General features: G+C 39.1%; 17 protein-coding genes. 8 read left to right on the top strand and 9 right to left on the bottom strand.

Annotated elements, in window-relative coordinates; genetic code table 11:
* Positions 1-11: 11 nt before the first annotated feature.
* Together HO345_RS02670 and HO345_RS02665 are read right to left on the bottom strand one after the other, a co-directional pair.
* Positions 12-1,505, bottom strand: coding sequence for a sugar ABC transporter ATP-binding protein (locus tag HO345_RS02670; protein ID WP_253683699.1), 1,494 nt, complete (start codon positions 1,503-1,505; stop codon positions 12-14).
* A 127-nt stretch (positions 1,506-1,632) separates the two neighbouring features.
* On the bottom strand, positions 1,633-2,844 hold the full coding sequence (locus HO345_RS02665) for a substrate-binding domain-containing protein (RefSeq protein WP_253683698.1): 1,212 nt from the start codon (positions 2,842-2,844) through the stop codon (positions 1,633-1,635).
* A 118-nt stretch (positions 2,845-2,962) separates the two neighbouring features.
* Between HO345_RS02665 and HO345_RS02660 the strand changes: the two genes are divergently transcribed.
* Positions 2,963-3,844, top strand: coding sequence for an acyl-[acyl-carrier-protein] thioesterase (locus HO345_RS02660; RefSeq protein WP_253684581.1), 882 nt, complete (start codon positions 2,963-2,965; stop codon positions 3,842-3,844).
* Between the two features lie 3 nt (positions 3,845-3,847).
* Here the strand turns inward: HO345_RS02660 and lepB are convergent, their stop codons facing one another.
* A complete protein-coding gene (lepB, locus tag HO345_RS02655; protein WP_253683697.1) occupies positions 3,848-5,533 on the bottom strand; it encodes a signal peptidase I in 1,686 nt (561 codons plus the stop codon).
* Between the two features lie 277 nt (positions 5,534-5,810).
* On the opposite strand from lepB, the gene HO345_RS02650 reads away from it, so the two are divergent.
* From HO345_RS02650 to HO345_RS02625, 6 genes are all read left to right on the top strand, one after another.
* Positions 5,811-7,601 (top strand): proline--tRNA ligase, encoded by a 1,791-nt coding sequence (locus HO345_RS02650; RefSeq protein ID WP_253683696.1) that lies wholly within the window; start codon positions 5,811-5,813, stop codon positions 7,599-7,601.
* A gap of 11 nt (positions 7,602-7,612) precedes the next feature.
* A complete protein-coding gene (locus tag HO345_RS02645) occupies positions 7,613-8,647 on the top strand; it encodes a DUF7954 domain-containing protein (protein ID WP_253683695.1) in 1,035 nt (344 codons plus the stop codon).
* Positions 8,648-8,667: 20 nt separating this feature from the next.
* On the top strand, positions 8,668-9,552 hold the full coding sequence (locus HO345_RS02640; RefSeq protein ID WP_253683694.1) for a 1-acyl-sn-glycerol-3-phosphate acyltransferase: 885 nt from the start codon (positions 8,668-8,670) through the stop codon (positions 9,550-9,552).
* A 179-nt stretch (positions 9,553-9,731) separates the two neighbouring features.
* Complete coding sequence (locus HO345_RS02635) at positions 9,732-10,139, top strand: acyl-CoA thioesterase (protein ID WP_253683693.1); 408 nt, start codon at positions 9,732-9,734, stop codon at positions 10,137-10,139.
* Between the two features lie 86 nt (positions 10,140-10,225).
* Positions 10,226-11,197 carry a metal ABC transporter solute-binding protein, Zn/Mn family gene (locus HO345_RS02630; protein WP_253683692.1) on the top strand — a complete coding sequence of 324 codons (972 nt, stop codon included), beginning with the start codon at positions 10,226-10,228 and terminating at the stop codon, positions 11,195-11,197.
* Positions 11,198-11,857 carry a DUF1361 domain-containing protein gene (locus HO345_RS02625; RefSeq protein WP_366796503.1) on the top strand — a complete coding sequence of 220 codons (660 nt, stop codon included), beginning with the start codon at positions 11,198-11,200 and terminating at the stop codon, positions 11,855-11,857.
* Between the two features lie 182 nt (positions 11,858-12,039).
* Here the strand turns inward: HO345_RS02625 and HO345_RS02620 are convergent, their stop codons facing one another.
* From HO345_RS02620 to HO345_RS02600, 5 genes are all read right to left on the bottom strand, one after another.
* Positions 12,040-13,485 carry an aminoacyl-histidine dipeptidase gene (locus HO345_RS02620; protein ID WP_253683691.1) on the bottom strand — a complete coding sequence of 482 codons (1,446 nt, stop codon included), beginning with the start codon at positions 13,483-13,485 and terminating at the stop codon, positions 12,040-12,042.
* Between the two features lie 255 nt (positions 13,486-13,740).
* The gene (locus HO345_RS02615; protein ID WP_253683690.1) at positions 13,741-14,778 is read right to left on the bottom strand and encodes an EF-P lysine aminoacylase GenX; all 1,038 of its coding nucleotides are present in this window, start codon (positions 14,776-14,778) and stop codon (positions 13,741-13,743) included.
* Positions 14,779-14,791: 13 nt separating this feature from the next.
* Positions 14,792-16,030 (bottom strand): ABC transporter permease, encoded by a 1,239-nt coding sequence (locus HO345_RS02610; RefSeq protein WP_253683689.1) that lies wholly within the window; start codon positions 16,028-16,030, stop codon positions 14,792-14,794.
* A gap of 7 nt (positions 16,031-16,037) precedes the next feature.
* Complete coding sequence (locus tag HO345_RS02605) at positions 16,038-17,003, bottom strand: efflux RND transporter periplasmic adaptor subunit (protein WP_010695386.1); 966 nt, start codon at positions 17,001-17,003, stop codon at positions 16,038-16,040.
* Positions 17,004-18,425: a hypothetical protein gene (locus HO345_RS02600; protein ID WP_253683688.1), complete on the bottom strand. Its 1,422-nt coding sequence runs from the start codon at positions 18,423-18,425 to the stop codon at positions 17,004-17,006. It lies immediately after the preceding gene.
* 223 nt (positions 18,426-18,648) lie between these two features.
* Between HO345_RS02600 and HO345_RS02595 the strand changes: the two genes are divergently transcribed.
* Complete coding sequence (locus HO345_RS02595; RefSeq protein WP_253683687.1) at positions 18,649-19,998, top strand: MATE family efflux transporter; 1,350 nt, start codon at positions 18,649-18,651, stop codon at positions 19,996-19,998.
* Positions 19,999-20,011: 13 nt separating this feature from the next.
* Here HO345_RS02595 and HO345_RS02590 read toward each other — a convergent pair whose 3' ends face one another.
* Positions 20,012-22,093 carry a methyl-accepting chemotaxis protein gene (locus HO345_RS02590; RefSeq protein WP_253683686.1) on the bottom strand — a complete coding sequence of 694 codons (2,082 nt, stop codon included), beginning with the start codon at positions 22,091-22,093 and terminating at the stop codon, positions 20,012-20,014.
* Positions 22,094-22,158 lie beyond the last annotated feature (65 nt).

The raw sequence follows: 22,158 nt of genomic DNA, 5'->3' as shown, positions 1-22,158 counted from the left end.
TAAAATAATTCCTACAAATACTTAGCCGAAAGCCTGAGCAGGGTTTCTTGATCAGTTTCCTTGGTGTTTACGATACCTGCGAGGCGGCGGTTGGACATAACGGCTATGCGGTTGGTGATACCTAAGATTTCCGGCATCTCGCTCGAAACAACTATTATGGTTTTTCCCTCTTTAGCCATTTTAATAATAAGCTGATATATTTCGTATTTTGCCCCTACATCGATACCGCGGGTAGGCTCGTCCATCAAAAACACATCAGGTGAACGCTCCAGCCATTTTCCGATTATAACCTTTTGCTGGTTTCCTCCGCTCAAAGCCGAAATACCCTGATCAGCCGAAAGACACCTCGTCTTCATAGTTTCAATTTCTCTGTTTGCGGCCTCCCGTATTTTACGCTTTGACAAAACGCCGAGGGTTTTATAACTATGCAAATTGGTAATTACCGTATTAAATTCGATTGTGTCCTTGCCGAACATTCCGTTTAATTTACGCTCTTCAGTCAACAAGGCAAAGCCATGAGCCATAGCTTCTTTACTGCTCTTAAATTTAAGATATTTATCGTTTATACTTATGCTTCCCGATTCTATAGTGCGGATACCGAAGAGGGCTTCCAAAAGCTCGCTCCTCCCGGCCCCTACAAGCCCGTAAAGGCCTAAGATTTCGCCCTTCTTTACGGTAAAAGAAATATCTTCGAGCACGGGTGCATATTTTGTTTTTAAGTTTTCTATTTTTAAAAAGTCCTCTCCGGGGACATTATCCACATCGGGGAACCGCTTATCCAGAGAGCGGCCTACCATGGCCGAAATAATTTCGTTCATATCCGTTTCGGCTATGGGCTTTGAAAGAATCATCTTACCGTCCCGTAAAACGGCGACCTCATCGCAAACCTCAAAAACCTCATCCATCTTATGCGAAATATAAATAAATGAAACGCCTTTTTTTTGTAAGGACTTTACTATCGAAAAAAGTTTTTTTACTTCCCTTTCGGTTAAAGAAGAAGTGGGCTCATCCAATACGATGAGCTTTGCATCGTAGGAAACAGCCTTCGCTATTTCAACCATCTGCCGCTGAGAAACGGACATGGTACGCATTATTGTTTTGGGATTGACATTCATATTGAGTGAAGAAAAAAGAGAACTTGCAGATTCAAACATTTTTATTTCGTCAATAATTCCGAAGTTGGTCGGATAGCGTCCTAAAAATAAATTATCCGTAACGGTTCTGTCAAGGCAAAGATTAAGCTCCTGATGAACCATAGCAACTCCGCTTTCAAGAGCTTCTTTAGGATTTTTAAATTCGATTGATTTGTTTAATAAAGAAATGGAACCCTCGTCCCGAGTATATATACCGAAAAGGCACTTCATCATGGTGGACTTTCCTGCTCCGTTTTCGCCCATAAGTCCCATTACGGAGCCTTGTTTTACAGTCAGATTTATACCGTCCAAAACCTTATTCTTTCCGAAAGATTTTGAAAGGTTTTTTATTTCAAGAACTACATCACTCATCCCAAAGATCTCAACTCCTTTAAAAGTGCTTTTTAAAAGCCGCTTATTTTAATTCTAAGGCAGGAGAAAAGTTCCCCCGCCTTAAAACCCATTAAAGATTAATGAAGATCTTAAAATTTAAGACTCATTAATACTTTAACTTGTCGGTGTAGTTTGAACCTGAGTTCGTTTTAACCATGTTTACGGCAAAGGCATCAAAGTTGTTTAGGTTTGTAAATTTATCCAAACAGCTTGATTCGTTTTGTCCGTCTCCCTGAACGATTGTCAATTCAATGTTCAAAAGAGGAGCATAATATTTTAACGCAGGCAGGTATGAAGAAGAAAGGAAGTTATCGCCTGAATTATAAATAGTTAAAAGAACCTTCTTTTTGGGAGCATTTGTCTGCTTAACTCCGGCATCCCTTGTTCCGCCGAGGTAGTTCTCGTAGTTGGCCTTTGTAACTCCTGAGTTGGCAGCCATAACAGCCTTTACATCAGCCCAGTATTGGACGGGAGCTGAAATTTTATTGCCGTAAGAATCTTCAGCTGTGATACCCTTGGTGTATACATCTGTTCCGGTTAAACCGTCGAGCAGGTTGCGCAAAACCTGTAAGGTTGCTGTTGCCTGAGCATCAACGTTTTGAGAAACCGTACCGGTAAGAAGGCCCTTGCCTACAGCTTCGATAGCATCTGCGTTTGCATCATATCCGAAAATCGGAACACCTGCAGGATAGTTTGAAGCCTGTAAACAGCCCATTGCCATACCGTCATTGTTTGAAACAACCATGTCAATCTGATCGGCAAACTTTGTTGCCCATCCGCCCATAGCCTCTGTTGCGGCATTGGCATTCCATGTAGAACCGTCGGTTCCGGTCATAGCCTTTCCTTCAAGCTCTATAACATCGAAGGTTTTTCCTGCGATGGTAATTGAGCCCTGCTTTGTTTTACCGGGGTCGGTAGAACCTGCCCAAGTTCCCAAAGCCTTTCGGATACCCTCAGTTCTGGCTTTTGAATCGTTGTGGCCTACGTCACCGATGCAAAGAACATAACCGATAATACCGTCACCGTTTCTGTCGAGGGAAGCTTCTGCCGAAGCAAGAAAATCTGTAATAAGTTTTCCCTGAACTGCGCCGCCGCCTGCGGCATCAAAACCTACATAATAGGTCTTGTCGTTCCAGTTCATAGAGGTCATATCGATTTCTCCTGTTGTCGGATCTGAAGGCTGTCTATTAAAAAAGACGAGAGGTTTATCCTTGTTAAGAACTGCATTTCCGCTTCCGCCGCAGCTTACAACAAAAATAGCCGACACAATAAGAAGCCCAAAAAAAACTACTTGTGCAAATTTAGAAAAAGATCTCATAAATACGCACCTCCTAAAATATAATTGATGTTGAGTATATTATATTTTATAAAATATGTCTACATAGCCTTAAATCCTTTACCTAGAAACAATTTTGAAAAACTGCTATAATCAGCCTATGATTATCGACAATAAATACACTATACGCCATAAGGTTCTTACAGGCAACATAGATGGAAAATGCCGGGCTACACCCATGGAGTTTGCGATTTTGATGCAGGAATTGGCAGCAGGGCATTACAGCAGTGCAGGGCTTTCCATCCCGCATTTGCAAAGGATGGGTTTAACATGGGTTATCACAAAACAGCATTTTGAAATTACCGAATACCCTCTTTGGATGGATGATTTAATCATTCAAACTTGGGCTCAGCCGCCTAAGGGCTTTTTTTGCTTTAGGGATTTTGCCTTCTTTTATGCAAAAAACGGGAAAAAAAATTCTATCGATGAGGCTTTTGAAGAAAAATGCCGTATCGAAGAAGGAAGAGAAAAAAGCCTATCTATAGAAGAAGAATTTAAAGAGCTTAAACAACCTATTTTTCGTGCAAGTTCTTGTTGGGTAATATTGAACGCAGAAACAGGACAGCCTGTAAAGCCGGATGAAAAAACTATGAGAAATTTAGCCTTTAATGAGGATCACATGGAAGGCAAGGTATTTGCAAAAATTCCTGCATGCGAAAACCGGTATACCGAAGAAAGATTCAGGCCCACCCTCTTGGATATCGACATGAATTCTCATGTAAACAATTTAAACTATTTAAGATGGATTCTGTCATACATGGATGCAGACTTTTGCAAGGGAAAATTATTAAAGACCCTTGATACCAATTTTGTTTCATCGGCCATGTACGGAGAAGAGCTTATATGCAGATCGAGCCGATCGGAAAATATCTGCATTCATTCCATAATAAGGGCAAAAGACGAAAGCGAGGTTTTTAAAGCCCGCTCCGAATGGGCCGATGAAAACAGCCTATCCCGAACTCTTAAAGTAAACAGTATCTGAAGCCTATTTTACCAAACCAAAGCGAGCTCCGGGAAAGAGAATTAGATTTACCGTTCCGAGCATCCTCGAAGAATGAATATAGCGGGGTGCTACATTTGTTACAAACATCATAGACATGGCATCATCCTTGTTAAGGGCTTCCAAGTGGTTTTTATATTCATGCCTCATATCCGTGGAATTAAAACGGTTATCCCCCATCATAAAATAGCAGTTTTCGGGGATGTACTCTTCTTCACCTTTAGGGAATTCGTCCATGTTTCTTTGAGATGAGAGGGCTAAATAGTAGAGGTATTCACCTAGCTCGTTTATAATAGCTTGGCGTTCCGCATCCGAAGAAAAAACCGCATCGCTGACATTAGCCTTATAAAGTTCTGCATTTCTTACAAGGAGCTTTCCAAATCCGAGTTTAATAAGAACATTGAGTTGAGCATTTCTCATCTCATATAAGTTGTAGGAATTTTTTTCGGCAGATTTTTTCCATGAAGTTAGAAAGTTTTCAAACCATGTAAGACCGCCGTCCGTTGTCAAAATCTTTGAGGCTATAGCTTCGTTATCTCTTGCCATTTGAGTAACAAGGTACTGCCCCTTGCTTAAAAAGTCCTTGGCCGAAAACACCTTATCGGGCTTAGACTTTATTTCTTTCATCTTTTTAATAAGGGCAAGGGCTTCCTTTTCGGCCTCATCGAAATCGACCTTTGCCCGCCAAGCCTCTACCGATTGAAGGCGGTTTAAATCTTCGGTATTCATTTTTATGTCTTTTACATATTTTAAGCTTGACTGGGGCAGCTTAGATAAATCCCAAACGGCATAGGCACTTTCATCAAAAGCTTTAAAATCCTTTTCTCCGGCTTTTTTTATGTAGAGCACTCCGTCTACAAGCATTAACTTCTCTCCGCTTAGGCCCACAATCCTTTTTACCAAGGGGTCAGCCTTGATTCTTCCGTTTTCATCCTTATTGATATTTACCGTAGTGAGGGTCAGGTACTGCACCAGCTGAGATGTAAAAAATTTAAGCTCGTTATTAGGGTCATCTTCATAATGAGGATTGCGGATTATAACCACATCTCCCCTCTTATAATTATAAATTTGAGGAAACCGGAATGAAGAAAGAGGAAAGGTCGGCCCTGCAGCAACCTTAAAACCTGCGACTCTGTCCCCTATCATAAACTGCTGAACCATGGATTCCGAAGGAATAACATAGAGCTGCAAAACAAAAACGGTAAAAAGGAGAACTACACAGGCGGCTTGCAAAATAGAATCAGCCCAATCCAAAATTTCCGAAATAATAGAACGTTTTTTCTTAGGTATTGCAGGCAGGTCCGGAAAGTATTTAGGCAGCCTCTTATCCTTTAATCTAAACAAAAGCACTCTATTATAAATAACTAAGGCAAACCAATAGACTGCTAAAATTGCATCAAGCGTAGACCTATCCTGTCCGCTTTGAACAACCCTGGATATAATAAAGCAAGCCATAAAAATATATGGAATATACTCCATAGTTTTACGCATTACGAACATGTCCCTCACAGTCTTCTTTTTAAAAAAAGAAAATATACAAAAAGCCGTCCAAAACGAAAAAGCCGCACCTAATACTGATGCAATCACAGCAAGGCTTGAGGCATTTTTTATAATTAATAAGATAGAAAACAAAAGACTTAAAACCGGTTCTGCATAAAAAAGGATAGACATGAAAACTCCTGATAATTTCTATATTAACTAACTACCTAAACAAAATAAAAGGCGATAGGCAACAAAATATATCACTTTTTTGTATTTTATGCTAGAGTTTGAGCATTTAAAAAAAATCCGGCCTATAGATTTTTTTAAGCAAAAAAGGTAGAATAACTTTCTTAAAAGTTTTTATTGGAGTTTCGATAAATATTACGGCTTGAAATCAAACCGTAATATTTATCTTAGAGTTTTGTGCTTCGCACAAAACATCTTTTTAATTGGAGTTGATAAAATTATGAAGATGACGCAGATATATATGCCCACTTTGCGAGAAATCCCAAATGAGGCTGTTGTTGAAAGCCACAAGCTGCTTTTGCGGGCAGGAATGATAAGAAATTTGGCAAACGGGCTTTTTGCCTATTTGCCCCTCGGCTTAAAAGCCTTTAGAAAGGTAGAAAAAATTATCAGGGAAGAAATGGATGCAATAGGCTGTCTCGAATTTAAGCCTCCGGTAATTGTTCCGGGTGAAATTTGGCAGGAATCGGGAAGATGGGACTCGATGGGGCCTGAACTTTTGCGTATTAAAAACCGCTTAAACCAAGAATTGGTTGTAAGCCCCACGGCTGAAGAAGCCTTTACTGCCCTTTTAAAAAACGAATTATCCTCTTATAAAAACTACCCGCTCTTAACCTATCAGATTAACACAAAATACCGGGATGAAATCCGGCCGCGATACGGGCTTATGAGAACCCGCGAATTTACGATGAAGGACGCTTACTCTTTCCATACAAACGATAAAAGTTTAGACGAAGCCTATCTCAGCTTTGAAAAAGCCTATATAAAGATTTTTAAGCGCTGCGGCCTTACGGTAATAGGAGTAAAGGCCGACTCAGGTGCTATGGGAGGAAGCGGTTCTCAGGAGTTTATGGTAGAATCTTCGGTTGGAGACGACACTCTCCTCCTCTGCCCTTCTTGCGGTTATGCAGCAAACGAAGAAAAGGCAGCCTGCGCACCCGATAAGGAGCAGGGAAACGGCAGTATAGTCCAAGGTTCAGCCTTACTTATGGAAGAAATCGACACACCCGATGTAAAAACAATAGAAGACCTTACAGCTTTTTTAAAGACGGAAAGTTCTTCTTTTATAAAAACCTTGATTTACCGAGTAGAAAATTCCGAGATACTAGGCAATGCTGAAAATGGCAAAAAAACTGCAAAAAACGGCTACGAAGGCACTCTTTTAATTGCAGTATGCATAAGGGGCGACTTGGAAGTAAACGAAGCAAAGTTAAAATCCTCCCTTAAAGCTTCGGACGCAATCCTTGCAAGCGATGCCGAAGTTGAAGAAGCTACAGGAACGATTGTCGGCTTTGCCGGCCCTGTAGGCTTAAAAAATATTCCGGTCATTGCCGATGAAAGCGTTGTGCTCATGCACGATGCGGTAACCGGAGCCTTAAAAAAGGATAAACACATCCTCCATGTGGAACCTTCACGGGATTTTACCCCCGCCCATGTCTTTGACCTCCGCACCGTAAGGGCAGGAGATAAGTGTGCGGTTTGCGGTGCTGCCCTTTACACCAAAAAGGGAAACGAACTCGGACACATCTTTAAGCTGGGATATAAATATACGAAGGCTATGAATATGACCTATCTCGACGAAAACGGAAAACAGCAGCACCCTTCCATGGGCTGCTACGGCATAGGTCTTGATAGGCTTACGGCCTCCATTGTCGAAGAACACCACGATGAAGACGGAATCATCTGGCCCATGAGTATCGCCCCATTCCAAGTCGCTATAGTTCCCATAAAATACGAGGGAGAAATGCAAAAGGAAGCCGACCGCCTTTACGAAGAATGTAGGAAGAAGGGCATTGAGGTTCTTCTTGATGACCGAAAAGAAAGGACAGGCGTTAAGTTTAAGGATATGGACCTTATAGGCATTCCGATAAGGCTTGTAGTCGGCGAAAAAAATCTTCCCAATATCGAATTTAAGCTTAGAAAGGCGGGAGAAAGCAGCTTAATCGATAAAAACAAGGTTGTAGACTTAGTTGAAAAAACCGTAAAAGAAGAACTTGCAAAATTAAACTAAAGGATTTTTAAATGAAAAAGATTTTAAGTTTTGGTTTTCTACTTTTTTTTCTATTCAGGGCAGAGAGTTTTAAGCTCATAGCCGAAGAAAAATCGGCATGGGAGGGAACGGAATCGGGAGATTACCTTATCTATCAAGACCTTTCATGGAAGGAACCGACATGGGCAGGCTTTTTATATTACAACGATAATACGATAGGCAGTTTCTTATACACTTCAAACGGAAAAGTCTTTGCAAAAGTTCTATTTAGCGGAGAAATTCTAAACGGAGAATTCGTAATTACAGGCCAAAACAATATTTCGGGTATTAACACCGATCCGGCCTACACCTATGCGGTAAACTATCTTATGGGAATTCTCCCGAAACTCTACGCGTGGAAGTCTCAAAAATTAACTGAAAGCCTTGTAATAAAAACCGGTTCTAAAACAGTAGATGAAGAACAATTCGGAGGGGAAAGCGAGGTAAAATTCCAATCCTACATTCCCCTCTTTCATATAAAAGAAATTTTAGATTCCAATAAGGAAAAAGCTTTTGAGTTGATAGAAATGGGAAAAATAAAAGACGAAAAAACTTTTTTTGATTTTAAACCTCTCGAAGATGCTAAACCTCTTGAATCCAAATTCGTTTTAAACTCCAAGGCAAAAAAAGAAACAAGAACCGTTGACGGAGTTAAACTTTCTTTAGACAGCCAATGGAAACAGATAGCAGACAATACCTTTCTTATGGGAAATGAAGCCTTTTTAAATGTAAATACTCTCGACTTAAAAACGATACCAGATATTAAAGGCAGGGAAACGGATTTTTTTATAAAATACTTTTCGTCTTCGGGCAAGGCATCCAAAATTCTTGCAAAAAATACGGATATAAAAGGGACAAAACAAAAATTTAAAATCATAAACAGCGTCTATGATATTGAAACAAAGACCATCAAACACGATATTAAATTGATAATAAAAAAAGAAAATTCAAAATATACTGTAGTAAGTTTAACAGTCGATAAATCTTCGTATCAAAAATACAAAGACTATTTTGACGGCTTATTTTAAAGGTTTTATGGAGGTTCAAAATGCAGCAAACTTTAATGGAATATGTTAGAGAGAATTTGCCTGAAATTGCAAAACACACGATGAAAAATCCGGCAGTTACGCCGGAAAATGTATTACAAAAGGGAAATCCCGCCCTATTTAAAATTCTTGATAAAATGGTAGACGATCTCGCCCTTGAAAATTCGGAGTTTAGGCATCCGGAACACTTGGCAGAATTTTTAGATGAAGTAAATAAGGGAAAAAAAGGCATAATCCTTGCAGAGCACTACAGCAATATGGACTATCCGGCTTTTATAAATTTAATGAAAAAAACCGGTACTAAAGGAACGGAGCTTGCAGAAAAATGTATCGCAATGGCCGGGCTAAAACTGGGAGAAGACAATCCCTATGTTGCGGCCTTTGCAAGCGCCTATGACCGCATTTATATCTATCCCAGCCGTTCCATCAAGTCGATTAAAGACCCTGAAGTTTTGGCAGAAGAACTAAAGCGGAGCAAGATGATAAACCTCGCTTCAATGCGGGCACTTGAAAAGGCAAAAGAAGAAGGACGGGTAATTCTTGTATATCCTGCAGGAACCCGATACCGCCCCGGAAAACCCGAAACAAAAAAAGGTGTAAAAGAAATAGATTCCTATATTAAAATGTCCGATATAATGCTCTTGGTTTCAAGCAACGGAAATTGCCTGCGTATTTCGGATTCAGGAGATATGACCGAGGATACTGTCTGGAAGGATAGACTCATCTTTGATGCAAGCCCCGTCATAAACTGTGAAGAATATAGAGAAAAAGTAAAAGCTGAACATCAGGACCTTACAGGCATAGATAAAAAACAGGCCGTAGTTGATCAGGTAATGGCAGACCTTGAAAAGATGCACGAAGCAAACGAAATCGGACGGTTAAAATAGAAAAGTTTTTATAGGAGGTGTGATAAACAGTTCGGCAGAAATTCAGCCTCACTGTTTATCTGCCGAGTTTGCCTTTCGGCAAACATCGCATTATTGTATGCAGTTTGTAAACAAACTGCGTGAAAAAACTTTTTTCGCAAATTGCTATTTGCTGCAAAAAGTTTTTATAGGGGAAGATTGTGACGCATACATTTTATGTTGAAGTTCGAAGCTACGAGCTTGACGCTTATAACCATGTAAACAACTCGGTTTACTTAAATTATTTGGAACATGCCAGAATGCAGTTTTTAAAAAAAATAGGTTTTGATTATGTAGGGATGATTGAAGAAGGCTTTATGCTCTATGTATCCCACATAGATATTAAATACAAGCACTCTGCCAAACTTTACGATAAACTGGCTATTGAGGTTACTCATATTGAGCTGGGTAAGGTTTCCGGAACCTTTTTGCAGGTTATAAAAAACGAAGAAGGTAAAGTCTGTGCTGAAGCAAAGGTAACCTGGGCCTGTGTGGACAGTACGGGACGGCCCGTTAAAATACCCGAAAAATACTTGGTTCCGGGGCTGGAGCCCGAGCTTCAGCCATAATAAAGTTAATTTTAGCTTATTTTTTATTGACTTAATTTCGCCACGGTATTATATTCTATTCCGTCTTAAAAAAATATGGAGTTTATATGAAATCTATTTTAAAAACATGTTTATTTATTGCTCTTCTTTCATCGGTAAATCTCTTTGCAATGGGAGCAAAAGAGATGCCCGATAACGGTAAAAAAAATGTTGCCGTTACCTTCGATGCAATGAAAGAGTTGACTCAGGCAGTTGCAGGAGACAATGTCAATATTTCGGTTATCATTCCGCCGGGAATGGAAGCCCACGACTTTGAGCCCAAGGCCAAAGACCTTGCTTTTTTATCGAAGGCCGATATTTTAATCTATAACGGTCTGGGTATGGAGTTTTGGCTTGATGAGGCCGTACAAGCGGTCAACAACAAAAAGCTGATTATGGTCGAGGCTAGCAGCGGAATTGAAGCAATCAAGGCCGGACATCACAACCATGATGAACATGGAGAAGACTGTGACTGCGAAGTTTGTGCCGGGCAGCACAAACACGGCAAGGGACATGAACACTGCCATCACGGAGAATTCGATCCTCATACATGGCTCAGTCTATCTTCTGCAAAAATTATAGTTAAAAATATTGAAAATGCTCTGACTACGGCTGACCCTGCAAATGCAAAAAGCTATAAAGAAAATGCAAGTAAATACATTGCCGAGCTTGACGAACTTTTAAAAGAATATATCGAGAAATTTTCTAAAGTAAAAAACAAGCACTTTGTAACGGGACACGCAGCCTTCGGATATCTTTGCAGAGATTTTTCCTTAGAGCAAAATTCGGTAACAGATATCTTTAATGACAACGAAGCGAATCCAAAAGAACTTGCAAAACTTGTCGAATATTGCAGGGAGCATAAAGTAAAAGTTATCTTTACGGAAGAACTCGCAAGCCCCCTTGTTTCAAAAACCCTTGCAACAGAGCTTGGAGCCAAGGTTGAAAAAATTTACACAATCGAAAGCCCTGAAGATAACAAAAGCTACCTTGAACGCATGAAGACAAATTTAATGCGCATATATGAAAATTTAAAATAAATGAGACATTACTTTAAAAATATATTCCGAATTAAAAGTACCTTTGCCTTGATGTTCTTGTCTTTTTTCTGTACTTTTTTATCGGTATGCAGAATTTTTATAGCAGAAAACTATTTTTTACTTTTTTTGGTCTGGAACTTATTTTTGGCCTTTATACCATGGCTTATTTCTTCAGCGCTATACCTATCAAAAAACAATAACAAAATAATTTTTATTGTTTTTATGACTATCTGGCTTCTATTTTTTCCCAATGCCCTTTACATTGTAACCGATTTTATCCATCTAAAAACGGCAGCTTCAACAATGCGCTGGTATGATTTAATCCTATTGTTTTCTTACAGCTTTGCAGGTCTTTTTTACGGTTTTGTAAGTTTGGATTTTATCGAAGCCAAGATTAAAAAACTTTTTAATATAAAATACCCGCAAATTGTTTTGGTTTTTGTGATATATCTTTCAGCTTTCGGTATCTATTTGGGAAGATTTTTAAGGTGGAATTCATGGGATATTGTAACTAATTTAAGTTCCGTTCTATCAGACCTTTTTTTGCCGATAAAAAATCCTTTTATACATGCAAGAACATGGGCGTTTATTCTTTTACTGGGAACACTCTTTAACCTGCTTTATATATCATATAAGAGCTTCGGCGAGAAAAAAAATTAAATTTTTATGATTATTTCACTTGACAATTGTAATAATTATGTTAGAATTATATTAAGAGGGAGATGTGAGTATCCGTCTTAGGCGGCTCAAAGCACAACTCCCATAAGGGGCATGACTTCATGCCCCTTTTTAGTTTTTTAATAAGCCTGACTCGGTTAGGCTTCAATTTTTACACTTTATTTTTAATTCTTTAATTCAGCTAGATAGGCCAGCAAGAATTTCCATACGCGTTCTACAGAGGCAATGTCCATGTGCTCGTTAGGAGTATGAACATCATACAAATTGGGCCCAAAACTTACAGCATCGACTTTAGGAAGAGTCTTCTTTAAAAGACCGCATTCAAGCCCTGCATGTATCGCCGTAATAACGGGCTCCTTGTTGTTAAGCTTTTTATAAACATTGACAGCAGCATCGCGTACAGGAGAATCGGGGCTGTACTCCCAAGCGGGATATTCCGAATTTTTTTTGAATTCGGCTCCGCAGCGCTCGGCTTGGATTCTAAGTATGTCCACAATTTCATCCAAGGCACTCTTTACGCTGCTTCGTACAGAGGTTGTAAATTTGATTTTTCCATCAATTTCTTCCAAAACTCCGTTATTTAAACTTGTCTGAACAAGGCCGTGAATCTCCATGCTCATATATTGCACACCGTTGGGAATACTTGCCATAAAATCAATTAGATTTAAGGTAAGCTCTTTTGTAAACATTTGACCCGACGGATTTTGAGTTTCATTTGCCGTAACAGTTAAAAGTTTGTCAACGGCTCTGTATTCTCCCTTAAAATCGGCAGTCATTTTTTCGACAATCTTCAAAACGGCTTCCGTATTTTCTGCAGCGATTACTGCATGGGCATCCTTTGCAATAGCATTGTGTTTTGAACCGCCTGAAATTTCTACTATATTGATTTTTTCGTTTTGCTTGATGTTATAAAGAATTCTTCCCAAAAGTTTAATTGAGTTGGCTCTCTGCTTATTGATCTCGATACCTGAATGTCCACCAAGGAGACCCCCAACTGTGATTTTTAAGAATTTTCCTTTGGCTGCTTCTTTCTTTATATCGAAAAAGACATGGATATTAGCCCCGCCTGCACAGCTTACCAAAAATACGCCTTCTTCTTCCGAGTCTATATTTAAAAGGCGTGTTCCTTGCAGGTGTTCATCGGTAAGAGCCATCGCTCCGCCCATACCCGTTTCCTCTTCTGTCGTAATTAAAACTTCGAGCGGCGGGTGGGGAATATCCTTTGAATCAAGAACGGTAAGAGCGTATGCGACTGCTATACCGTCATCTCCTCCGAGAGTTGTCTTGTCGGCATAGAGCATTTCGCCTTTTACAACGAATTTAATAGGATCCTTTAAAAAATCATGGTTTGAGGAAGCATCCTTCTCACAAACCATATCCATATGCCCCTGAATAATAACCGTCGGAGATTTTTCATAGCCGGCAGTTCCGGGCTTCTTTATGATAACATTCATAGCCTTATCTTGATGTACTTCAAGATTTCTATCTTTTGCAAATTTTACAAGAAAATCGCTGATAGCTCTTTCATTTCCCGAACCTCTCGGCACCTGAGAGATTTCGTAAAACCATTTAAATACTTCCTTAGGTTCAGTGTTCTGCAATGGGTTCATTATTACCTCCAAATTATTTATTTTATACGTCAGCAGTATATTATAAAATACAAAAAAAAACAATCAGGATAACCGGCAAGACTATGAGTTTAATTGCATTTATATAGGATAGGTTGTGTATATTTCTTGAGGATTTTTTATCATATAATGCAAACGCTTTTCAATATGTTCCCAATTTCCACACGTAAATTTGAAACGCCAATGAATTTAAAACAAAACCTCATATAATATTATAGGACAAATTATCTTAAATAATTAAAAACTTTTACCGTATATCACAAAATCGAGAGTTTTTTTTCCGGCTAAAAGCATGATAAGGCGGTCGAAGCCCATGGCAACACCGGAGCATGGCGGCATCATAGAGCAAGTCTCTCCGAAATTTTTTACCGGCGGATGCGGAACGAGAGCGTTTTTTTGCTTTAATTCGTTTTCGTTTTTAAAATAAGAATTTATTTTGTTTTTATCCCTTTCTTCGGTATAGCAGTTGGCAAGCTCAACCCCGTTTAAATAAACTTCCCATCGCTCGACGGTCTTCCATTCAAGAACTTCATTTTTTTTATTAAAAACCTTTGCGGAATTTTCTGCGGCAAGGCAGGGTACAAAGGCGGGATAATCCAAAAGGGCTATGAGTCTGTTTTTAGGAAGATTGGGCTCGACGGCGTGGACTAAAATAAGCTCATATAAATCATCCTCTTTCCAATCCGAATAGTTTTCAGCCTCTCCGAGACCTAAGTTTTCGGCGTAGTAAGCGAGTTCTTCCGATGAATGTTCCGTACTTAAAGGCACTCCTGCGTATTTTCTAAAGGCCTCGTCCATAGTCAGACACTCAAATCCCTTTGACAAGATTTTTAAGACCTCCCCGTCAACAAGAGGATTTTCTTTTACCCTATCGGAAACATGGCTTAAAAATTCTTCGCTTATCTTTACGGAATCTTTATAGTTTGCGTTTACCGTATAATATTCGAGCATGGTAAATTCGGGGCTGTGGATATTGCCTATCGATTCTGCGTTGCGGTAGCATTTTGAAATTTGAAAAACCGAGCGGGAAGTTTGGGCTATTATCGGCTTAATATAAACTTCGGGCGAGGGAACCAAAAAAAGAGCTTTTCCCCGATGGGTATCTTTTGACAAGGACGGACTTAGATATTCCGTTTTAAAAACTTCCAAACAGGTTTCGGGGATTAGCTCTCCCGAAAGAGCCGGCGTATCCAATTCCAAATAATTATTCTTAATAAAAAATTCTCTTGCGGCCTGAATACTCAGGGCACGCAATTCTAAAGCTTCAATATCCATAAGAAAACCTCATTTATTCTGCAAGGGCTAGGACGGGATCAAGCCTTGCAGCCTTGATAGCAGGATGAAGGCCGAAAAATATTCCCGTACATACGCTGACCGAAAAGGCTATAAGCGAGCCCGAAAAATTGGGTAAAAAGATTATTTCGGGAGGGAAGAACACATTTACAATCAGCTTACTGATTAAAAGCCCTAAAACTATACCTATGAGCCCCCCTGTAAGAGTGAGAGAAGCCGACTCTATTAAAAACTGCATTCTTATGGCTCCGCCAGTAGCCCCGAGAGCCTTTCTTATACCTATCTCCCTTCGGCGTTCGGTAACGGTAACAAGCATTATATTCATAATGCCTATTCCCCCGACAAGCAAGGATATTCCGGCTATGGCCGAAAGAACAAGACTTACCATTCCGGTAATCTTAGTCATTTGTTCAAACTGCTGGCGGGCAGAGTACACCCAGATTGCAAACCGATTACCGCCCGACAGTTCTTCAGAAAAATCTTGAATCTTTACTTCAACATTGGAGGAGTCCTTAGGGTCCGAGATAGCAACTTCGGCTGCCCAAACAGCCTCAGATACCTTTCCCGGAAGTTTGCGCAGGGCAAATTTTCTTGGAACAAAGACGGCATCCGAGGTGCGGATCACCCAGGTATTTTTGGGTTTTACAACGCCTATAACCTGAAGGCGCACAATATGAGGAGGAGAGTTTTCGCTGCCTGACCGAATCGGCAAAGTAATAAATTTACCTACAGCCCTGCCCTCAGGAAAAAGCTGAAAAGCAATTCTGTCGCCTATAATAGCCTTTTCAGCTCCCATAGAATAATCCGAAGAAGAAAAAAAACTGCCGTAATCCATAACCACGCGGTGAGATTCCAGCCTTTCAGCTTCAATTCCCTCTACATCGATCGAGTCAATCTTTAAATCGTTCCTTATAATCGAGGCTTGAAAAGTGTTGGAATAAAAAACATGCTTTATCTCGGGGATTTTTTGCATCAGCTTTTTACGGAAAGCCTCATCAAATTTTATGCTTTTACCTTCACCTGCAAATTCGGGATTATCCACCTGAGTGCCTATGTTGATTATATCCATACTGAACTCTTCAAACTCTTTTATCATGCTGTTTGAAAGAGAGCTTGCAAGGCTTGTAACAATTATAACCGAGGTAACGCCTATCACTATGCCCAATAAGGAAAGAAGGGTGCGCATCTTGTTTGTTCTAAAATTATGAAGGGCGTTTATAAAATCTTCAAACATTTTTCTCTTACCACTTGGGAGGTTTTACCCTCAAGGTATCGCCTTCCTTTAAGCCCGATAAAACTTTTACGGTGCCCTGAGTATAGGCTTCAACCTCGACATTAACCCTTTCAATCTTGCCGTTTTCAAGAAGCCTTTCAACATAGGGTTCGCCCTTATCATAGGAAAGAGCCGTTTGATCCAAAAGCAAAACTTCTTCATCTTCACCGGCAATAATGTTTCCGCTAAAAGAATAACCGGGTAAAACATTTTCGGGAAGCTTATCGACAACGATCTTTGTTTCTATCACAGTGGCACCCCTTTGGCTGCCGGACTTAGCAATTGAAGAATGATAGGTAACACGGCCTTCCACTTTTTCATCGCCGAGAGCTTGAAAGCTGAGTAAAACTTTTTGCCCTACCTTTAACCGCGGAACATCTCCTTCGGAAACATCGACAGTAGACTTAAAAAAGGAGCGGTCTATAATCACCCCGAAATTATCCTTGGGCATAACATAGGAGCCTTCGGTAAGGTCAAAAGAAACGACTATGCCGTCAAACTTTGCATAAACGCTTCTATCCCGTAAGGCCCTCTTTAAAGATTCAAGCTCCAGTTTCATAAGTTCAAGGTTTTTAGAATAGCCTTGCAATTGTTCTTTTTCAATAGCAAATTCCTGCTTTGCAACTTGAAAAGCCTGATAGGTATTGTCAAGAGCAAAGATAAGGTCGCCTTTTTTTACGGTATCGCCTTCTTTAACCGCAACCTTTTTTATAAGGCCCTCGCCCGGTGAGTGAAGGTTTTGCTGTTGAGCAGGCTGAATATAACCTGAAACTTGAATGACATCCTGTATCACTTCTTTAGTTACCGTAACCGTTTGAGAAATCTCCTCAGTTCCCTTCTTGGGTAAAAAAAGAATCCAAACTATCAAAAGTATAATTATTGCGGCAATGACTATTAAGATAATCTTTTTATTTTTTTGCTTTGTATCCTGCATTTATTTTTCCTCTATATCGAAAGCTTCTTTTAATTCGGCATTAAAAATATGTACGGCGATATTCGAATCGGCTGAACCTAAAAGAGCGGTAATATATTGCAAAGAAGCCTGCTTATTTTCCAAAGCGTTTATAAGTCCCCTTTGGAACCATTTAGCATGTTCTTCGGCATTTTCTTTATAAATATCGAGTTCTTCGGCATAGCGGATTTGCTGCCACTCAAGCTGCTCCCATTTAAGCTTAAAAGTATTAAACTCTTTAGCAAAATTATTCCTCGTGTTTCCCAGCTTTATCTTTTCGCCCGCTTCTTTTAAGGCAACATTTTTTTTATTAAGATAATAATCATAAATTGCAAGCGGGTTTATCGAAAAAGACACCTGCATGGACGGAACGGAGCCTGAGTCCAAACCTAAGCTAAGGCCCGTATCAAGCCTTACCCCGGGAAACATCAGCTGCAGCCCCGAACTTATATTCTCAAGTTTATTCATGTATGATCCCGTATAAGAATATCCCAAACTTGCAGAAGCCGAAAATGGGCTTAAATCCATTTTATTTTTTTCGAGAAGTTTTTTATAATCATTTTCCGCTTTTAAAAGGGGCTTATAGTTTTCGGCCTTTAGGTTTTCTATAGAAATCAGCTTTTGTTTCGGGAGGCTTTTTGCAAGCATTATAAAAAATTCATCCTCGTCTTTTTTTGGAATATCAAGACCGCAGGACTCAAAAAAAAGACGGGCGGAAACCTCAAAAGAAAATTCCGTTTCTTTTTCTGTCCTTTCGGAGCTTATCAAATTAAGCCTTGCCGTTCGCAACTTTGAAGATGTTTCGGAATAACCTTCTGCAAGAATCTGTTTGTAGTTAATATCGGCCTGAATGCCTGAAAGTCTTTTTGCAAGAAGAGCCGAATATTCGTTTAATATTTTTTGAATATCGGTTAAAAGTTTTTTTTCGGCAAGCTCTTTAACTCTCTTTACTTTATTTTCTGCCTCTTTAAGAGCCTCCAAGGAAGTTTCAATTTCCTGCTTTTTCCTTTTGCGGGCTTGGCTGTAAATATCGCCCGAAAGCCCCAGCGAAAAATCTTGAGAACTTTTTCTCATCTTATAAGAATAAGGAGCGGACATCTTGATACCCAGATTATTATAAAGAGGCATTCCTGCCGAAACCGAAGGCTGTACGGAAAAGCCCGATTTATCCTTTTCGGAACTAAGATTAAAATTTAAGGTAGAACTAAAATCAAAGGCAAAGAGGGAATTGAGCCTTACGGATTTATAATTATTTAAAGCTATCGCCGCCTCGTTTTCTATCAAAACAATATCGGTATCGTTTTTGCAGCGGTATTCTAAAATATCATTATAAATATTTTCTTGAGCAAAAAGGACATTTAACGAAATGAAGAGATAAATAAAAAAAGAACTATGTTTAAGCATTTTTGACCCGCTTAAGATTACAAAAAAAGAATAAAAAAGTCAAGGAATTGGAATTGTTTCCGCAGGGAAGTCAAATTTTTCGAGCCAACTATGGATTAAAGGCGGATTACCCTTCTACATATCCTAAAACTAAAAAAACGGCTTTCTTTCGTTGACAAGCTCTAATTTTATTCTTATTATATATCCCAAGATTTAACAGGGAACCTCAAAACGGAAAAAGACTATGTACAAAAAAGACTCGGATCTTACCGAAGGCGTAATTTGGAAAACTTTGATAATATTTACTCTTCCCATTTTGGCAGGAAACTTTTTTCAGCATTTATATACGGCAGCCGATGCCGTCATTGTGGGGAAGTTTACAGGCAAGGAAGGTCTTGCAGCCATTGATTCCGTTTTAAGTTTATTAAAACTGCCGATAAATCTTTTCAGCGGACTTTCGGCGGGGGCAACGATTATTATCTCCCAATTATTCGGTGCAAAAAAAATCAATGAACTCTTTACTGCAATCCACACTTCAATAGGCTTAACCTTTATTGCGGGCATAAGTCTTTCGATAATCGGCGTTCTTATTTCGCCCCTGCTTCTTTTTATGATGGGCGTTCCTCAAGATATTTTTGAGATGACATTGAGCTATGTCAGAATTTATTTTGCAGGAATGGGAGTCTCTCTTTTTTATAATATCGGTTCGGGAATTTTGCGTGCAATGGGAAATTCCAAAACGCCCTTCTATGCCCTGATAGTTTCTTCAATATTAAACATAGCCTTAGATTTAATTTTTATAGGAATCTTTAAGCGGGGAATCGGGGGAGCAGCCCTTGCGACCGTGCTTTCGCAGCTTATAAGTGCGGTAATAATTCTTTTTGCTCTCACCAAAAAAACGGGATACTGTCCCCTGCTTCTTAGCAAGATAAAAATTGACAGGTTCTCTTCTGCCAAGATTGCAAGGCTCGGACTTCCTATCGGCATACAGTCAGCCTTCTTTCCCATAGCCAATATGATAATCCAAGCGACGGTAAACGGTACGGGAACGGCCAACATTGCAGCTTGGGCTCTTTGCGGCAAGCTGGACTTTTTAATTTGGATTTTGCTTGAAGCCATGACTACATCGATTGCAACCTTTGTTGCTCAAAATTACGGTGCAAGAAAATATGAGCGCATTACCGGAGTTGTGCGGATAGGGCTTATTATGTCCGGCATCATAATAGGAAGTGTTTGTGTAATGCTTTATTTTTGGAATGTACCTTTAGGGAAACTTTTTATCAACTCAAAGGACTACGAGGTTCTTATAATAAGCGAAAAACTTATGCATATCCTTGCACCCTTTTATACGGTCTTCATATTTACCGAAGTTTTTTCGGCAGTCATCCACGCAACCGGAGAAACTTTTAAGCCCATGTTAATAATCCTCCTCGGAGTTTGTGCCTCCCGCATTGCGTGGATATTTTTATTTGTTCCTATAAACCCTGTAATCGAAATGATTGTTCTGGCCTTCCCTATCTCGTGGACTTTGACAAGCATTATATTTATAATTTATTATCCAATGTACAGAAAAAAATTATATCAAATCCAATAATAGTTTATTTTAATCACACCTTAAACTTTGCAATTTCCGAAGCGACGCCGGAAGCCGTTTCTTTATTTACTCTTGCAATATCGGTTACATCTTGAACGGTTTTGTTTACCTGCCCTACACCAATCGACATCTCGGTCATACTTTGAGTTATATTTTCCGAAAGAGAAGAAAGGGTTTTAAGCTCTTGTGAAATTTTTTCTATCTTTAAAAGCATTTCATCGGAACCCTCTTTTACAGCTTGGCTTACCTCTTCCATTCCGTGTATTTCGTGTAAGACCGCCTCTGCATCTTTGAGCTGCTCATTCATAGTTCTTATCATTCCGTCTTCATGGCGGTAAATAAAATCCATCATAGAACTTATCTTTTCAAACTGCTCGGAAACACGGGGACCAGCACCGTTTAGATTTTCGATTTTGCTTTTTAATTCTTCCAAAACCTTTGTAATATTTTTACCCTGCTCACCGGATTCTTCGGCAAGTTTTCTGATTTCATCGGCTACAACGGCAAAACCCTTTCCGGCTTCTCCGGCATGAGCAGCTTCAATTGCAGCATTCATTGCAAGAAGGTTTGTCTGACTTGCCGTATTTTGTATAACGGAAATTGCATCTAAAAGCCCCTCAGACTGCTCGGTTACGATTGCAGTAATATCTACGACGGATTTTACGGTTTCTTTCCCTTGATGGGTTGCCTGTTCAAGCTCTTTAATGGCTTTTAAATTATCTTGCGCTTTTCCTCTTACACCCTCAATATTTGAAACTATTTCTACTACAGCCTTTGTAGAAGACATAAAACTTTCAGTTTGAGTGTCGATATGAACATCAAGCTCTGAAATACCTTTGGATATTTCATCCACCTTGCTGACAGCATTTTCTACACTGGAATTTTGAGTGAGAACCTGCCCTCTGACCCCTTCAATATTTGCCGTTATCTCATTTAATGCAGCGGCGGATTCTACCATATTGGCAGATAAATTTTCGCATATTCCCTGCATCTTATCGGTATGCTTTCCAATATTTGCCAAGGAAGCACTAACCTTCTCTATTGCGTTATTTAAAACCGAGGTTATACTTCCAACTTCATCATTTGAAACATCAGCCCTTATGCTAAAATCTCCTTCAGCTATTTTATTAAATACCTTATTCATTTTAGCAAAACGCCCAAAAAAGACTCGCAATAAAAAAGAACTGAGTATCAACATAATTACCAAAATTGCAAACGACCATATAAAAGGTAAGCGTAAAATTAAAAGTATAGAGGGAACAAAATCCACCATAGGAGCAAAAAGCACAATTGAATAAGGGAAATTTTTTAATTGTTTTTTTGCAATAATGACCTTACCTAAATCTTTATCCATGCAATAATAAAGCTCGGAAATACCTTTAACCGGAAGCAGACTGCCGGTAATAAGTTCTATCTTTTTTCCGATTAAATCGGAATTTGAGGATATTATAACCTCATCATCCTTTCCAATAAAGCCCAGCCAGGAATTATCACTGGGTATGGATTTTTTCATTTTTTCTACAGCCTTATCCAAATTAACGGCCACACCTGCAAGCCCTAAGGCTTCTCCTCTATTATTAACAACTTTATAATCAAACCAAAAATTTACGGTTCCTAAAGTTTTATTGTAGTCAATGTTATAAAAGATCTCTTCTTTTTTCTTTAAAATATCATAAAACCATGAATCAGCCGAATTATCTTTAGATAATTGGTCCCGCACAATATTTTTATTTTTATCAACTGCATAATAAGAACCGGTCAATCCGGAAGCGGCAAAACAGGTACTGAACTTTTCATCGTTTGCCAACTTTAACATCATGGTTTTGATATCTTCACCGACTTGTTCATCCTCTTCATAAGATTCAAACCACCTTATTAAATTATTCTGTCCTGCAAAACTTTTTGAAAGAACTAAACCGCTTTCAATATCTCTTTGCAGCTCCGAAAAGGAAGAGTCCAAAATATAATGAATATTTTTATAAAAAATACTTTCTATAAACGATCTTGTATAATAAATGGTTGAAGTTAAAGCTCCAAATACAACAATAACCAAGGTAAGCGTCAAAAATAAATTGACCGATGTCCTAATTTTCATTATAGCCCCAAAATAATTTTATTACTCATTGTAATATATTTTATCAAAATTATCTAGTAACTAAA

The organism is Treponema denticola (assembly GCF_024181645.1).
GTDB lineage: Bacteria > Spirochaetota > Spirochaetia > Treponematales > Treponemataceae > Treponema_B > Treponema_B denticola_A.
Note: the sequence above shows the minus strand (reverse complement) of the source record. Positions and strands in the feature narration are given on the sequence as shown.

Bases quoted from the DNA above. Each gene is read 5' to 3' on its own strand.
- HO345_RS02670 (WP_253683699.1), bottom strand. From the start codon at position 1,505: ATGAGTGATGTAGTTCTTGAAATAAAAAACCTTTCAAAATCTTTCGGA.
- HO345_RS02665 (WP_253683698.1), bottom strand. From the start codon at position 2,844: ATGAGATCTTTTTCTAAATTTGCACAAGTAGTTTTTTTTGGGCTTCTT.
- HO345_RS02660 (WP_253684581.1), top strand. From the start codon at position 2,963: ATGATTATCGACAATAAATACACTATACGCCATAAGGTTCTTACAGGC.
- lepB (WP_253683697.1), bottom strand. From the start codon at position 5,533: ATGTCTATCCTTTTTTATGCAGAACCGGTTTTAAGTCTTTTGTTTTCT.
- HO345_RS02650 (WP_253683696.1), top strand. From the start codon at position 5,811: ATGAAGATGACGCAGATATATATGCCCACTTTGCGAGAAATCCCAAAT.
- HO345_RS02645 (WP_253683695.1), top strand. From the start codon at position 7,613: ATGAAAAAGATTTTAAGTTTTGGTTTTCTACTTTTTTTTCTATTCAGG.
- HO345_RS02640 (WP_253683694.1), top strand. From the start codon at position 8,668: ATGCAGCAAACTTTAATGGAATATGTTAGAGAGAATTTGCCTGAAATT.
- HO345_RS02630 (WP_253683692.1), top strand. From the start codon at position 10,226: ATGAAATCTATTTTAAAAACATGTTTATTTATTGCTCTTCTTTCATCG.
- HO345_RS02625 (WP_366796503.1), top strand. From the start codon at position 11,198: ATGAGACATTACTTTAAAAATATATTCCGAATTAAAAGTACCTTTGCC.
- HO345_RS02620 (WP_253683691.1), bottom strand. From the start codon at position 13,485: ATGAACCCATTGCAGAACACTGAACCTAAGGAAGTATTTAAATGGTTT.
- HO345_RS02615 (WP_253683690.1), bottom strand. From the start codon at position 14,778: ATGGATATTGAAGCTTTAGAATTGCGTGCCCTGAGTATTCAGGCCGCA.
- HO345_RS02610 (WP_253683689.1), bottom strand. From the start codon at position 16,030: ATGTTTGAAGATTTTATAAACGCCCTTCATAATTTTAGAACAAACAAG.
- HO345_RS02605 (WP_010695386.1), bottom strand. From the start codon at position 17,003: ATGCAGGATACAAAGCAAAAAAATAAAAAGATTATCTTAATAGTCATT.
- HO345_RS02600 (WP_253683688.1), bottom strand. From the start codon at position 18,425: ATGCTTAAACATAGTTCTTTTTTTATTTATCTCTTCATTTCGTTAAAT.
- HO345_RS02595 (WP_253683687.1), top strand. From the start codon at position 18,649: ATGTACAAAAAAGACTCGGATCTTACCGAAGGCGTAATTTGGAAAACT.
- HO345_RS02590 (WP_253683686.1), bottom strand. From the start codon at position 22,093: ATGAAAATTAGGACATCGGTCAATTTATTTTTGACGCTTACCTTGGTT.